Origin of the sequence: Kitasatospora sp. CB02891 (assembly GCF_002803145.1) — a bacterium.
Lineage (GTDB): Bacteria > Actinomycetota > Actinomycetes > Streptomycetales > Streptomycetaceae > Kitasatospora > Kitasatospora griseola.
Genome location: NZ_NNBO01000011.1, coordinates 162,376 through 177,363 on the forward strand (window position 1 = coordinate 162,376; position 14,988 = coordinate 177,363).

The 14,988-nt window shown below is 74.8% G+C and carries 11 protein-coding genes; 9 read left to right on the forward strand and 2 right to left on the reverse strand.

What is annotated here, in order from left to right; translation table 11 throughout:
- Nucleotides 1-86: 86 nt before the first annotated feature.
- The 7 genes from CG736_RS23975 to CG736_RS24005 all read left to right on the forward strand — a co-directional run bounded on the left by CG736_RS23975 (nt 87) and on the right by CG736_RS24005 (nt 10,727).
- Entirely contained in the window at nt 87-2,039 is a 1,953-nt protein-coding gene (locus CG736_RS23975; protein WP_100588251.1) for an ATP-binding protein, read from the forward strand.
- Entirely contained in the window at nt 2,036-4,369 is a 2,334-nt protein-coding gene (locus CG736_RS36440) for a bacterial transcriptional activator domain-containing protein (protein WP_157815701.1), read from the forward strand. The genes CG736_RS23975 and CG736_RS36440 overlap by 4 nt, the downstream gene beginning before the upstream one ends.
- Before the next feature lie 190 nt (nt 4,370-4,559).
- Nucleotides 4,560-6,281 (forward strand): threonine/serine exporter ThrE family protein, encoded by a 1,722-nt coding sequence (locus tag CG736_RS23985; RefSeq protein ID WP_100588252.1) that lies wholly within the window; start codon nt 4,560-4,562, stop codon nt 6,279-6,281.
- A gap of 40 nt (nt 6,282-6,321) precedes the next feature.
- Complete coding sequence (locus CG736_RS23990) at nt 6,322-7,278, forward strand: hypothetical protein (RefSeq protein ID WP_100588253.1); 957 nt, start codon at nt 6,322-6,324, stop codon at nt 7,276-7,278.
- A 153-nt stretch (nt 7,279-7,431) separates the two neighbouring features.
- Nucleotides 7,432-8,700, forward strand: a complete 1,269-nt coding sequence (locus CG736_RS38435; RefSeq protein ID WP_100588254.1) for a C40 family peptidase — start codon at nt 7,432-7,434, stop codon at nt 8,698-8,700.
- A 123-nt stretch (nt 8,701-8,823) separates the two neighbouring features.
- A complete protein-coding gene (locus tag CG736_RS24000; RefSeq protein WP_157815702.1) occupies nt 8,824-9,252 on the forward strand; it encodes a GNAT family N-acetyltransferase in 429 nt (142 codons plus the stop codon).
- A 182-nt stretch (nt 9,253-9,434) separates the two neighbouring features.
- Nucleotides 9,435-10,727, forward strand: a complete 1,293-nt coding sequence (locus CG736_RS24005) for a GNAT family N-acetyltransferase (protein WP_100588256.1) — start codon at nt 9,435-9,437, stop codon at nt 10,725-10,727.
- 5 nt (nt 10,728-10,732) lie between these two features.
- On the opposite strand, the gene CG736_RS24010 is transcribed toward CG736_RS24005, so the two are convergent.
- Nucleotides 10,733-11,530, reverse strand: coding sequence for a TetR/AcrR family transcriptional regulator (locus tag CG736_RS24010; protein WP_232734133.1), 798 nt, complete (start codon nt 11,528-11,530; stop codon nt 10,733-10,735).
- A 351-nt stretch (nt 11,531-11,881) separates the two neighbouring features.
- Between CG736_RS24010 and CG736_RS24015 the strand changes: the two genes are divergently transcribed.
- Nucleotides 11,882-12,376 (forward strand): N-acetyltransferase, encoded by a 495-nt coding sequence (locus tag CG736_RS24015; RefSeq protein ID WP_100588257.1) that lies wholly within the window; start codon nt 11,882-11,884, stop codon nt 12,374-12,376.
- A gap of 260 nt (nt 12,377-12,636) precedes the next feature.
- Here the strand turns inward: CG736_RS24015 and CG736_RS24020 are convergent, their stop codons facing one another.
- Nucleotides 12,637-13,836 carry an MFS transporter gene (locus tag CG736_RS24020; protein ID WP_100588258.1) on the reverse strand — a complete coding sequence of 400 codons (1,200 nt, stop codon included), beginning with the start codon at nt 13,834-13,836 and terminating at the stop codon, nt 12,637-12,639.
- A gap of 113 nt (nt 13,837-13,949) precedes the next feature.
- Here CG736_RS24020 and CG736_RS24025 point away from each other — a divergent pair, with 113 nt between their 5' ends.
- Entirely contained in the window at nt 13,950-14,915 is a 966-nt protein-coding gene (locus CG736_RS24025) for a LysR family transcriptional regulator (protein WP_100588259.1), read from the forward strand.
- The last annotated feature ends 73 nt before the right edge of the window (nt 14,916-14,988 follow it).

Consider the following 14,988-nt stretch of genomic DNA (forward strand, 5'->3'; position numbering starts at 1 on the left):
GGGCCAAAGTTGACCGAGTATCGACAGAAAATCGGAAATCCGAAAACAGTGGTCGCCTGATTGTCGTACTGGCACACTGAGGCCTCATGGCTGATGGTCTTCCCCCCGCTTCCGGCGCCGACGGAAGTGGCGTCGAATTTCCCGCGTCCGAGAAGTCGGAGAATCTCCGCACCACGGAGGTCGACCTCGGCGGCCTGGTGGGCGTGCTCGCCACGCACCTCTACTCGACGCCACTGGTGGCGCTGCGCGAACTCGTGCAGAACGCCCACGACTCGCACACCCGGCGCAGGCTGGAGGACCCGGAGGGCGCCTACCGGCCGCTGATCCGGGTGACCGGCGACCCGGCGGCCCGGACGGTGGCGATCGAGGACAACGGGGCCGGGCTCACCGAACCGGAGATCCACGCCTACCTGGCCACCGTCGGCACCGGCTACACCCGGATGCTGCGCGACCTGACGGGCAACCAGGAACTCATCGGCGCGTTCGGACTGGGCTTCCTGTCGGCCTTCTCGGTCGCCGAGGAAGTCACCGTCACCACCGCCTCGCACCGCGAACCGCACCTCGCGCACACCTACCGAAGCCGCGGCGGCGAGCAGTACAGCGTGGAGCCCGCCGCGCCCCGCGCCGCCGCCGGCACCGTGGTGACGCTGCGGCTCAAGCCGGAGCACGCCCACCTCGCCGACGAGGAGGCGCTGCGCGAAGTCCTCGCCCGGTACTGCGTGCTGCTGCCCATCGACGTGTTCGTCGGCGACGACGACCGGCCCGTCAACAACGTCGTGGTGCCCTGGCGGCAGGACGTCACCGGCTCGCCCCACCTGCACCGGATGCGCTTCGCCACCGCGTTCGCCCGCAGCTTCGAACCGCTGACGGCCTTCCCCGTGCAGCCCGCCGACGACCGCACCGACGCCGTCGGACTCCTCTGGGTGCAGGACGGCGGGACGTACGGCTCCAGCGACAACCGCGACCTCGCGGTCTACCTGCGCGGCATGCTGCTCGCCGACGACGCCCGCGACCTGCTGCCCAGCTGGGCCGGCTTCATCGGCGGCGTGGTCGAGTCCACCCGGCTCACCCCCACCGCCAGCCGCGAGGACCTGCAGCGCGACGAGCACTACCGGGCGCTCCAGCAGGCCCTCACCGACGCCATCGTCGACGGCCTGTACGAGACCGCCCGGCTGCACCCCGCCGCCTGGCGGCGGATCCTCGCCCGGCACGGCCAGGAACTGCTCGGCGCCGCCCTCTGCGACGACCGGCTGTTCACCCTGCTCGCCGACGACGTCCCCGTCCCCACCTCGCAGGGCGAACTCACCGCCGGCGCCCTGCGCGCCGCCGGCTCCGGCGCCGTGCACGTCGCGCTCGGCAGCGGCGGCGGCTTCGAGGAGATGCTGTACCGCGCCATGCAGGTCCCGATCGCCCGCGGCGACCGGTACGCGGTGCTGCCGTTCCTGCGCCGCTACGCGCAGCTGCGGGACTGCCGGATCGTCGAACTCGGCAGCGAGAGCGGCAACCGCGAACTGTTCCGCGCCCCCGACCTGCCGCTGCCCGCCGAACAGCACGCCTGGCTGAGCGCCGCGCTCACCGACGACGGCGAACAGCTCGTCCCCGCCCGATTCGACCCGCCCGGGCTGCCGCTGGTGCTGGTCCCCGACCGCGAGGCCGAGCTCAAGGCCCGGATCGAGGACGACCGGGCCGACGCCCGGATCCCGTCCGCCGCGCTGCGCCTGGCCCGGGCTTTCACCGCGCGCACCGACGGCACCGTCAAGGCCCGGCTCTACCTCAACCTGGCCTCGCCCGCGGTGCACGACCTGCTGGCCGCCTACCGGGCCGGCCACACCGGGGCGGCCACCGCCGCCGCGCTGCTGCGCTCCCTGAAGGTGATCATGGCGGCGGCGTCCGGCTCGGCGGTCGGCGACCTGACCGCGGCCCTCGGCGGCGTCTCCACGGCGGTCGCCGCACTCACCGCCGCCGTCCCCGCCGACGGCCTGTCGGTGGTACCCGACACCATCTCCGCAGACACTCCGCAGGGGGACGAGGAACGATGACCACCGACATCTGGTCCTGGGTGCACGACACCCACCGCCAGCTCGCCGAGTCCGGACAGCACCGGCTCGCCGACGCGCTCGTCGAGATCGCCGGCCACGCCGTCGAGGGCCGCAACGAGCAGCTCGACGCGATGTACCCCGAGGCGCTCGCCTCGGCCCGGGCGCTCGGCCTGCCCTGGGTGGAGGTCTTCCTGCGGCACTGGCGGCTGCAGAACCTGCTGAACAAGCGCTACCAGGGCGAGGCCGCGATGTCCGAGGCGGTGTCGCTGCTGGAGTTCGCGCACCGCGAGGAGACCGCCTCCTGCCCGCAGTCGGTGTGCGCCGTCCAGGACTTCACCATCTGCCACGCCAACATCGACGGCCCCGGCTACGTGCCCGAGCGGCTCGCCGTGCTGGAGGAGACCCTGGAACGGGTCGAACCCGCCCGGGCCTGCTTCGACTGCCTGTCCCGGGAGTACGCCGACACCCTGGAGGACGACGGCCGCCCGGCCGACGCACTCACCCACCTCGACCGCGCGCAGACCCGGATCCGGGCGGCCGGCGAACAGGTCTCGCTCTCCTTCGCGCACAGCCGCGCCTCCGCCCTGCACCGCCTCGGCCGGCACCAGGACGCCCTGGACGCCTACGACACCGCCGAACACGCCTACGTCGCCGCCGGGAACCGGCTCGACGACGACGACCGCCGCAAGCTCGCCGTCGGCCGCGCCCTGCAGTTCGCCGCCCTCGGCCGCACCGGCCCCGCGCTCGAACTGCTGCCCGCCGCCGAAGAGGCCGACCGCTACCCCGACATCCGGCACCGCTGGACCGCCGCCGTCGAACTGCTCGTCGCCGCAGGCGAGTTCCCCAACGACGCCGCCCTCGGCGCCCGGCTGGCCGGCTGGGCCGGCGAACTCGACCTGGCCGGCTCCCACCGCCCCTGCCTGGTGCTGGCGCTGGCGGCCGGCCGGCTCGCCCTCGCCCGGGGCGCCCGCGAGGTCGCCCTGATCCTGGCCCGCACCGGCGAACGCAAGCTCGGCCAACTGCGCCGCACCGACGGCGTCGCCGAGCAGGTGGCCGCCCTGCGGGCCGCCGCCGAGGCCCTTCCGCACCCCGAACTTCCCGTCCCTGCCGACGAGTTGCCGCAGTGGCTGGCCGAGAACCGCCCCGAGCCGGAGACCGGCGCCGACCTGCTGGCCGCCGCCCTCGCCGCCGCCGACACCCCCGACACCGTCCTGGTGCTCAACCTGGCCGGCGCGCTCGGCACCCTCGGCCACGCCCGGGCCGTCACCGAACTGCTCTGGGCCCAGCTCGAACTGGACCCCGACAGCGACTACCTGACCGGCATGCTCGGCGAACTGCTGATCGACGCCGAGGACGGCGACGGCGTCGACCGGCTCGCCGACCGGCTCTCCGCCGCCCCCGCCGACGCGCACTGGCTGCGCGCCCGCTGGGCCGCCGCCCAGGGCCGCTGGGCCGAGGTCGGCGAACAGTGCGCCGCCGTCCTCGCCCACGAGCCGGACGCGCTCAACACCCGCCGGCTGGCGGCGAGCGCCGCCACCCGCCGCGGCGACCACGCCGAGGCCCAGCGGCTCTACCAGGACCTGCTGGAACACGCCCTCGACCCCGCCGAGGCCGGCGAGGACGAGCAGCACCGCACCGTCCAGACCCCCGACCTGTGGCACCTGATCACCGCCGCCACCGCCAACCGCGACTGGCCGGCCGTCCGCGCCGCCGGCGCCCGGCTCGGCATCGAGTTCGACCAGGACAGCGGCCCGGTCGACGAGGAGTGGCAGCTGATCGAGATCCGCGCCCCGCGCCACAACGGCACCACCGTCGACCTCCCCGCACTGCGCACCGGCCCGGCCACCGCCCGGGTGCTGCCGGTGCTCGGCGACGACCACGACCTCAACCACGGCGACGTCGTGGTGTTCGCCCCCGCCCTGCTCAACGACCACCCCGAGCCCGGCGAGGAGGAGAGCTGGCACCCGGTCTTCGAGCACCTCACCCTGCTCGACCCGGCCGGCTTCACCACCTACTGGATCGACGGCTGCTGCCCCGACGACGACACCTGGTACGCCCTGCGCGGCGCCCTCCAGGAGGCCGGGTACGCGGTCTGGGCGTACAGCGGCGACCAGTACCGGATCACCGACCCGCAGCACGAGGGCGAGACCCTCCCCGGCGTCTACGCCGCCCTCGGCGTCCCCCCGACCGCCTCCGCCAAGGAGGCCGACGCCCTCCTCACCGACCTCACCGCCGCCTGGCCCCACCCCCTCGCCTGGCCCGCCCTCGCCGAGGCCGCCGGCGCCGACCTGACCCGCCACCGCGAGACCATCGACGCCTACGACCTGTAGGCCTCGCCGCCGCCCGCGGCCCGGTGCTCCCCGGGCCGCGGGCCGCCCGGACCGGCCGGGAGTTCCGGCGTCGTCGTTGCGGGCCCGCCGGGAGTGGGTACCCCTTGTTCGCTCCTCCGGCGGGCATCAGGCAAGGTGGAGCCAGTAGGCAGCCCGACCGGGCGGCTGCCGGGGTGGCGGAGGAAGTGTCGTGTCCGAACGCGAGCCGGAGGGTGCACCTGCGCAGGAGGCGCCGCCCACCGAAGGGCTGCTCGGGCCGGATGTGCCGCCCATCGAACGGCCCGTCAGCGTTCCGCACGCGCCGGAGCCCGCGCAGACCGAGGGGCTGCTCGGGCACGGCCCGGCGGCCGAGGTCGCGGAGGCCGTCCGGGCCCGCAACCCGCTGGCCCAGGACACCCTCACGCCCGAGGAGTGGAACGCGGCCGGCTACACCCCCGCGTACGGCCTGGACCTGAACGAGCTGCACAAGGGCGCCCCCGGGGACGCGCCCTGGCCGGACCGGATGCGGACCCTGCTGCGCACTCCCATGGCCGAGCGTCCCGCGTTCGAGCGGAGCCCGCGCGAGCTGCACCCGTCCGCGGGGGCGCAGGCCCAGCGCAATGTGCCCCGGGTGCTCGACCTGTCGCTGCGGATCGGGGAGCTGCTGCTGGCCAGCGGTGAGGCCGCCGAGGACGTGGAGGCCGCGATGCTCGGCATCGCGCACGCGTACCGGCTGGACCACTGCGAACCGCAGGTCACCTTCACGCTGATCTCGATCTCCCACCAGCCGTCGCTGATCGACCCGCCGGTCACCGCGGACCGGGTGGTGCGCCGCCGCACCTCCGACTACACCCGGCTGGCCGCCGTGTACGAGCTGGTCGCCGACATCACCGCCGAGAAGGTCACGGTCAACGACGCCTACCGCCGGCTCGCCGGGATCCGCCGCAACCGGCACCCGTACCCGGCCTGGCTGCTGTCGCTGGCCACCGGGCTGCTGGCCGGCGCGGCGTCCTTCCTGGTCGGCGGGAGGATGGACGGCAAGGCCTGGCTGGTGTTCGGGGCGGCGTTCGTCGCGGCCGTGGTCGGCGACCGGCTGGCCTCGTTCATCGCCCGCCGCGGGCTGCCGGAGTTCTACCAGTTCGTGATCGCCGCGATGCCCGCCGCGCTCTGCGGCATCCTGCTCTCCTTCAACGAGCTGCACCTGCGCGGCTCGGTGGTGATCACCGGTGGACTGTTCGCGCTGCTGCCCGGACGGGCCATGGTCGCCGCCGTGCAGGACGGCCTGACCGGCTTCTACATCACCGCCGCGGCCCGGCTGCTGGAGGTGGTGTACCTGGTCGCGGGCATCGTCATCGGCGTGATGCTGGTGCTGTACATCGGCGTCAACTACAACGCCAAGCTGCGGCCCGACGAGTCCATCGGCGGCACCAACGCCTCCCCGCCGGTCCAGCTGATCGCCGCGATGGTGCTGGCGCTGGCCTTCGCGATGCTGCTGCAGACCGACCGGCGCTCGCTGCCGATGGTGGTGCTGAACGCCGGCATCGGCTGGTCCACGTACGGGGTGCTGGTCTACAACGCGGGGATCTCCGCGATCGTCGCGACCGGTCTGGCGGCCGGCCTGGTCGGCCTGTTCGGCCAGCTGCTGGCCCGCTACCAGGCGTCCTCCGCGCTGCCGTACGTGACCGCCGCGATGGGCCCGCTGATGCCCGGTTCGGCGCTGTACCTGGGCATGCTGGCATTCGCCCAGGGCCACGCCTCGAACGGGCTGGTGTCCGCCAGCCGGGCCGCGGCGCTGGCGATGGCGCTGGCCATCGGCGTCAACCTCGGCGGCGAGGTGGCCCGACTGTTCCTGAAGAACCCGGGCGCCAGCGACCGGGACGCCCCGCACCTGCTCATCCCGCGCCGGGCCGCGAAGCGCACCCGCGGCTTCTGACCCGGCCCGGCCGCCCGTACCGAACCGAAGGCTCCACCCGATGCTCAGTGCCCTGCTCGACGGCTACCACCAGCACATCGTGGCGGCCCACAAGCAGCCGCTGTTCCTGCTGCTGGTCGGGTTCATCACCTCCTTCGTGTGTATCCGGTTCAGCACCCGGATGATCCGCGCCCAGGTCCGCTGGTGGCCCGGCAACATCACCCCCGGCGGGCTGCACATCCACCACATGGTGTTCGGCCTGGGCTTCCTGCTGCTCGGCGGCATCGGCGTGTTCGCCACCAACGGCGGCCACCCGTGGATCGACTGGTTCGGCCTGTCCTTCGGCATCGGCTGCGGCCTGGTGCTGGACGAGTTCGCGCTGATCCTGCACCTGGACGACGTGTACTGGAGCGAGCAGGGCCGCAAGTCGGTGGACGCGGTGATCCTCGGCATCCTGATCACCGCGCTGCTGCTCACCGGGTACGTGCCGCTCGGCCTGGTGCCCGGGCAGAGCACCCGGTGGGGGGTGGTCGGGGTGATCGCCGGCAACGCGGTGATGAGCGTGGTCGCGCTGCTCAAGGGCAAGGTGTGGACGGGGCTGCTCGGCATCATGGTGCCCGGCCTGTCCTGGATCGGCGCGGTCCGGCTGGCCCGCCCGTCCAGCCCGTGGGCGCGCTGGCGCTACGCGGACCGCCCCCGGCGGATGGCCCGGGCGAACCGGCGCGAGCGACGGTTGCACGCCCGCACCGACCGGGCGCGCACCTGGCTGTTCGACCTGATCGCCGGGGCGCCCGACAAGGTGCCGGCCGGTCACCCCAAGGCGCACGCGGTGGCCGAGCGGATGGCCGCCCGGGCGCTGGCCCACCGCCACCCCGCGCTGCCGTCCGGCGGGCGGCGGGCCGTCGCCCCGCCCACCGACCCGGACCGCCGGGCCCGCGCCCAGCGCCGCCGCCGCACCGTCCGGGCCGGGCGGCCGCGCACAGCCGGGACGGGGAAGCCGCCGCAGCGGACGCGCTGACAATCGGACATCTCACCCGGGTGGTCGCATTTCGATGGCGCTGACCCTCCGTCAGGTCTGAGAATCTGACGGTGCGTGACCGAATTGTCACGTGATGGGACAGTCGGCTCGATTCTTGGCCGGCTGTCGGAACGCGCCGAGGAAGGACCCGTCATGCCGCGCAGGCTCCTCCCCGCCCTTCTCCTCGCCGCTGCCGCCGGGCTCGCCCTGCTGCCCGCCGCGAGCGCCCCCGCCGCCCCTGTTCCCGCCGTCCGGCACGCGGCCGTCCGGCCCGCCGACGACCCGCCCGGCGACGAGGCGTACCCGTCCGCCGAGGAGGTCGCCCGGGCCAAGGCCGCCGCCGACGCCAAGGCCGCCGCCGCCACCGACCTGGAGGCCCGACTGGCCGCGGCCCGCACCGAACTCGACCGGGTCGGGCAGGCCGCCGAGCAGGCCGTCGAGGCGTACAACGGCGCCCTCGCCCGGCTCGCCAGGGCCCAGCAGGCGGCGAAGGCCGCCGCCGCCCGCTCCGTCGCCGCCGAGGCCGCCCGCGCCCGGGCCGCCGACCGGGCCGCGGGGCTGGCCGCCGAGATGTACCGGCAGGGCGGCGCCTCTCCGCAGCTCGCCGCGCTGGACGCCATGCTGGGCGCCCGCGGCCCCGGTGAACTGTCCGAGCAGGCCGCCGCGGTCGGCATCGCCGGCGCCCAGACCCGGCAGATCCTCGACGACGCCACCGGCACCGCGAAGGCCGCCGCCCGCGCCGCCGAGGCCGCCCGCGCCGCCGAGGCCGCCGCCCGCACCGCCGCCGACACCGTCCGCACCGCCAAGGACGCCGCCCAGCGGCGGCTCGCCGACCAGGAACGCCAGGTCGCCGAGATCGGCCGGCGCCAGGAGACCCTGCTCGCCGAACTCGCCGCCGCCCGCGACACCAGCGTCGACCTCGAACGCCAACGCCAGGACGCGCTGGCGGAGATCGCCCGCCGCCAGGCCGAGGAGGCCGCCCGCGCCGAGGCCGCCCGCGCCGCCGCCGAGGCCGCCCGGCACCACCCCGTCCCGGACCGCGACCAGCCCTGGTCCGCCGCGGGCGCGGACGCCGCCGTCGCGTTCGCCCGCTCCGTCATCGGCCTGCCGTACATCTGGGGCGGCGAAGGCCCGCAGGGCTACGACTGCTCGGGGCTGACCATGATGGCCTGGCGCAAGGGCGGCAAGAACCTCACCCACTTCGCCGCCGACCAGTACGCCGAGTCCACCCCCGTCAGCTACGACCGGCTCCGCCCCGGCGACCTGGTCTTCTGGACCAAAACCGGCCGCGCCGCCGACATCTACCACGTCGGCATCTACATCGGCGACGACCAGATGATCGAGGCCCCCCGCCCCGGCACCGCGATCAAGCAGGCCAGCCTCTGGATCATGGGCCGCCCCGACTTCTACGCCCGCCCCTGACCGGATCGGCCGTGGGAGGCGCCCGTCCCGGCCGGCTACCGGCTGGAGCAGTGGACGGGCGCGACGCCCGAGCGGCTCGTCGAGTCCTTCGCCGCGGCCCGGCAGACCATCGAGGACGCCCCGGTGGGCCGGACCGCCCACCAGCACACCCGGTGGACCCCGGAGCGCATCCGCGAGGCCGACCGCGAGCCGGCGGAGGCCGCCGCGGAGCAGCGGGTCGTCGTCGCCGTCGAGGCCGCCACCGGGCAGATCGTCGGCGTCCACGTCGTGCACAACTACCCGCACCGCCGGGAGATCGGCTACATCCACGACACCTCCGTGCCGGCCGCGCACCGCGGGCACGGGCTCGGCCTGGCGATGAAGGCCGCCATGTCGCGCCGGATCGCCGACGAGCGGCCCGACCTGGAGCGGATCTGCACCACCACCGCCACCGTCAACACCCATATGATCGGCATCAACCTCGCGCTCGGCTACGAGACGGCCCGGACCGCGAACTGGGTCGAGACCGCGGCGGCGGGCCCCGCCGGGAGGCTGGCGGAGCAGAACCGGTGAACGGGGGCAGCCGGTTCATGGCGGGCATTGTTCCCGCTGCTGCGGACGGCGTCTGACGCGGCGTCGGGGTGCGACACCCGTTTCCACGGGCGGGGTCTGACGTGGCGTCGGGACGCAGCGCGCTCAGGTGGGCGGAGGGAAAATCGGGTGACGGGCACCGGGGCCGGACGTACCGTGGCCGGATGGGCAACGACACGCAGCAACCCGCTGACCAGGGCATTGAGATCCGGCCGATCACCCGTGACGAACTCACCGTGTGGGACAGGGCGATCGCCCGGGGCTTCCTGCGGCCGCACGTCGCGGTCGCGAAGGAGTGGCGCGAGATCATCTTCGAACCGGGGCGGATGCAGGCGGCGTTCGACCACTCCGACCCGACGCCCGAGGGGCCGCGCTGCGTGGCCACCTTCCTCAGCTTCGACATCGGGCTGACCGTCCCCGGTGGCGCCCGGCTGGCGGTGGACGCGGTCACTGGCGTCACCGTCAACTCCACGCACCGCCGGCGCGGCCTGCTCAGCCGCATGATGCGCAACGACCTGGAGGCCGCTCGGAAGCGCAGGCTGCCCGCCGCGATCCTGATCGCCGCCGAGTACAACATCTACGGCCGTTTCGGCTTCGGCCCCGTCACCCGCGGCGGCGGCTGGCGGGTGGACGTGCTGCGCAGCGGCGGCCTGCGGGCCGGGCTGCCCGTCCACGAGGGGCACCGGATCGACTTCGTCACCCTGGAGGAGGTCCGCAAGTACGGGCCCGAGCTGCACGAACGCTGGCAGGGCACGCAGCCCGGCGCGATCGGCCGCCCGGCGCGCTGGTGGCAGCTGCGCACCGGCGAGATCGACCTGCCCGGCTTCGACTGGAAGGAGGGCTTCACCGCCCTCCACCGCACCGCCGACGGCACCGTCACCGGCCTGATCAACTACACCGTCGACGAGAAGTTCGACGGCGCCTACCCGGACTGTCCGCTGAACGTCCGGGACTTCCTCGCGCTCGACCAGCAGACCGCCAACGCGCTGTGGAAGCTCGCGTTCTCCGTCGACTGGGTGCGTCACGTGGTCGTCCCCGAGCTGCGGCCCGACGACCCGCTGCCGCTGCTGCTGAACGACCCGCGCGGCGCCCGCCCGCACGAGGACGACTCCGACTTCACCTGGCTGCGCCTGCTCGACCTGCCCGCCGCGTTCGCCGCCCGCAGCTACCCGGCCGCCGGCCGCCTGGTGCTGGACGTCACCGACCCGCAGGGCTGGACGGCCGGCCGCTGGGCGCTGGAGACCGCCGCCGACGGCACCGGCCGACTTGTTCCGACCGAGGACGCGGCCGATCTGGCAGTCGGCGTCGGTGCGCTCGGCACCCTCTACCTGGGCGCCGAGACCGCCACCCGGCTCGCCGACGCCGCACTCCTCACCGAACTCGCCCCGGGGGCCGCCGCCCGGGCGGACGAGCTGTTCCGCCCGGCCCGTGCCCCCTGGAACCCCGACAGCTTCTGACCGGCCTATTCGGCGGGAGGCTGCTTGACGGCGGTCTTCCCGATGGTCGGCAGGATGAAGTCCTGAATGAGTCCCTTGGCGTCCCGGACGATCGGTCGGAATATCCGATAGCGCGACAGATTGATCACCCGGGCCGTCATGGGAGTCGACCGACGGACGAACTCGCGGGTGCGCTCGGTGTCCTCGGTGCGGTCGAAGACCCAGTAGAGGACGACGACCATCAGGTACAACCACAGGACGTCGGGCAGGAGTTCGACCAGCTCGGCGTCCAGCTTGGGAGCGAGCTCGGACCCCTGCAGGACGTCCCGGAACAGCTCCACCGCGGTGGCCCGGGCCGGGTGCGACTCGTTGGAGAACGGGCTGAGCGAACTGGTCGGATCGGCGGCCGTGCGGAAGAACTGCGCGGAGAACTCGTGGTACGGCGCGGCCGTGTCCAGCCAGGAGACCAGCGCGATCTCCAGCCGCTGGGAGAAGTCCTTGACGCCGGCCATCCGGGCGCGGGCGTCGGCGGCGTGGTCGTACGTCATCCGGTCGTAGAACCCCTGGATCAGGAATTCCTTCGCGGAGAAGTAGTAGTAGGCATTGCCGACCGAGACGCCCGCCTCGGCGGCGATCGCCCGCATCGTGGTCTTCTCGTAGCCGCGCTCCTGGAACATCCGCATCGCGGTCTCCAGGATCAGGGCCCGAGTCGCCTCGCTCTTGTCCGTCTTCGGCTGAGCCCGGCCGCCCGCGAGCTCGCCGGCGGGCGCAGCGCTGCCCGGCTCGTTCCGGTCGCCCGCGCTCTCCACGTCGCCCGACCCCACCGGGCCCCCTCGGGGCCGTTCCCGGTCGATTCCTGGCACCTTCGCCCCGCCTGCCGTTCGCTACGCCCCAGTTGCCTGTGGAGCCGAGTCACTGTGGAACCCGAGCCTAGCCCGGACCGGGACAACTCCGGACCGGGAGGGCGAAACGGCACTCGGCGGGCGGCCCCGGTGCCCCCCGACACCGGGCGCGCCACCCTCCCCGCCCCGGCCTTCCGTCCGCCGTCGGGCGCGCGGACGGATCCCCTCGTCGGCCGGGGTCCCACAATTTCGAACGCGTTCAAAACTGTTCGGGGACGGCTCTAGGGCACCGGCTGAACGCGTTCAACCCCTGGTGTGTGGAAGGCTGACGACATGCCCGCCACCCTGCGCGAAGGCGGCGCACCCGACGCCGCCGCCGTCGCCGCCCTGCTCACCGCCAGCCGCCGCAGCGCCTACGCCGGACTCGTCCCGGACGCGGCGCTCGCCGCCGACAGCTCACAGCAGATGCTGTGGGAGCTGCGGCTGGGCGCGGACTACGGCCCGCCCGCCGACACCCCCACCCTGCTGCTCGCCGACGACCCCGACGGCACCCTGGCCGCCTTCGCCCACCTCGTCCCGGACGGCCCCGTCGTCCGCCTGGAACACCTGCACGTCCGCCCCGACCGCACCGGCCACGGCCTCGGCGCCCGCCTGCTGCACGCCGCACTCGCCCGCCACCCCGACCGGCCCGTCCGCCTCGACGTCCTGGCCGCGAACCGCCGCGCGATCGCCTTCTACGAACGCCACGGCGGCCGTCGGATCGGCCGCGGCACGGCGCACTTCCCGGACGGGACCGCGCTGCCGGAGTACGAGTACGGCTGGCGCTAGGAGCTCGACAGCGGGCGGGCGCGAAACCGGGGGCGCGGGCAGGTGGCGAACCGGGGACGCGTGGGGGCACCTCCCGGCCCGCCAGGGCTGGGGGAGAACTGCGCAAAGCGGAAGGCACCCCACCGCGAGATCGCGACGCGGGCCAACGACCTGCACGTGATCGCGACCTTGCGGACGGGCTCTGCGCTTGTCGAGCACTCCGCCCCCTCGGCTTCGCCCGGGGGTGCCCCCAGCGTCCCTGCTTTCATGCCCGCCTGCCCTCAGGACCTGCGGGCCGCAGGGATGGCGGCGAGCAGGGCGACGACGGCCGCCGCGAAGGGCAGGAGGTAGCCGGTGCCGGGGTCGGCGTGCTGGACGAGGGCGCCGCCGAGCGTCGCGCCGGTGGAGATGCCGACCAGGATCGCGGCGACGGCCAGCGCCATGGCCTCGTTCAGGCGGTGCGGGGGGAGGAGTTCCTGGACCAGCGTCATCCCGCTGATCATGGTCGGCGCGGTGCCCGAGCCCGCGACCAGCAGCGCCGCGCCGAGGACCGGGACGCCCGCCCCGGACCGGCCGGCGGCCAGTGGGAGCAGCATCAGCGCGGCCATCGCGCCCGCCCCGAGCGCCAGCCGCACCGCGACCGGGCGTCGTGGGCGGATCGCGCCGAACGCCAGCCCCGAGGCGCAGGACCCGGCCGCGACCAGTGCCAGCAGCACGCCGCCGGCGGACTGCCGCCCGAGCGCGTCGGTGTAGGCGAGGGTGGTGACCTCCTGCGAGCCGAACAGCACGCCGGCCGCCAGGAACCCGGCCAGCAGGGCCGGGAAGCCCCGGGTGCCGATCAACGACCCTGCCGCGGAGGAGGGTTGGGCCGGCGCGGCGAGCGGCGGCTCGGTGCCGCGCTGGGCGGCGAACAGCAGGGTGCCGACGGTGCCCAGGGTCCAGGCGGCGAGCAGCCCGGCCTCGGGGGCGAGCGCCGTGCACAGGACCATGCCGAGGACCGGTCCGGCCATGAAGCACAGCTCGTCCAGGGACTGTTCGAGCGCGTTCGCCCGGTGCAGCACGGCGGCGTCGGCCCGGTGCAGGTGCGCCCAGCGGGCCCGGGCCATGCCGCCCAGGTTGGGGCTGCTGCCGGACAGCGCCCAGCACAGGAACAGCGTCCAGTCGGGCGCGCCGGTGCGGACGCACAGCAGCAGGGCCCCCGTCGGCAGCGCGGTGGCGAGGACGGCGGGGACGGCGACCCGGGCCTGCCCGAGCCGGTCGACCAGTCGGCCGAGCAGTGGCAGCAGCGCCGCCCCGGCCAGCACCCCGACGGCGGAGACCGCGCCGGCCAGCGCGTACGAGCCGCGGCGGTCGGCGATCAGCACCACGACGGAGACGCCGTACATCGCCAGGGCGAGCCGCCCGAGCAGGCCGGCCAGGGTGAACGTGAGGGCGCCCGGTGCGGCGAACACCGGGCGGTAGCGGGCGAGCGGCAGCGACAACGCACAACTCCGGGAGTGGGGAGGGGGGATGGCTCCACCCTGGGGCTGGGGCCGGGGCGCGGTCCAACACCTAATCCGTCCGATCGACCGGATTCTGTTGTTAATCTCCCGCCGTGCCCCGTGACCTCCACTCCCGCTTGCTGCGCAGCTTCACCGCCGTCGCCGAGACCCTCCACTTCGGCCGTGCCGCCGAACGGCTGCACCTGGCCCAGCAGGCCGTCAGCCGGGACGTCCGGGCGCTGGAACGGGAACTCGGCTGCGCGCTGTTCCAACGATCCACCCGCAGCGTCGAGTTGACCGAGACGGGCGCGGCGCTGCTGCCGAAGGCCCGCCGGCTGCTGGAGCTCCAGGGCGAGATCACCGCGCTCGGCGACACCCGGACGCTGCTGGTGGACGTCAACAGCCCCGGCGGCGACCGCGAACTGACCGCCGAGCGGGTGCTGGCCGAGGCCCGCCGGCGGCGTCCGGAGGCCGAGCTGCTGGCCCGCTACTGCGGCGGACTCACCGCTGCCGCACGGGAATTGGCGGCGCACCGGCTGGACGCCTCGTTCGGGCGGTACGCCGGACTGCCGGCCGCCGTGCGGTCCCGGCTGGCGCACACCCCGGTGCGGCTGGAGCCGATGGCGGTGTTCCTGTCGTTCGAGCACCCGCTGGCGGCGCTGCCCGCCGTGCCGCTGGCCGCGCTGGCCGGGCATCCGGTGGACGTGTTCGCGGGGCAGCCCGACACCGCGGAGTGGACCGACCTCGGCCTGCGGCTGCTCGCCGAACACGGTCTGGTCGCCGCACCTGGCCGCACTCCGCCGGTCGGCGCCGCCGAGTTCGCCCGCTACCTGGCCCGGCACGGCAGCCCGATCCTCACCACCACGGACGGGCCGGACATCCCGGGCGGGGTGGCCCGGCCGTTGGTCGACCCGGTGCCGCTCAGCCTGGTCGGCCTGGTGCACCGGCCCGAGCTGCGTCACCCGGGGCTGGCCGCCCTGCGCGAATCGGCGGTCGAACTCGCCGCCGCGGAAGGCTGGTTGGCGCGGCCGCCGGGGAGCTGGCTGCCGTCGGAGGACGCCGCGCTACTGCGCGGATGAAACGGCGGCGCCCCCGCCGCGGGGGGGCGGCGAGGGCGGTACCGGGGGCCGCGGGGCGGCCGGGACAGGCGGT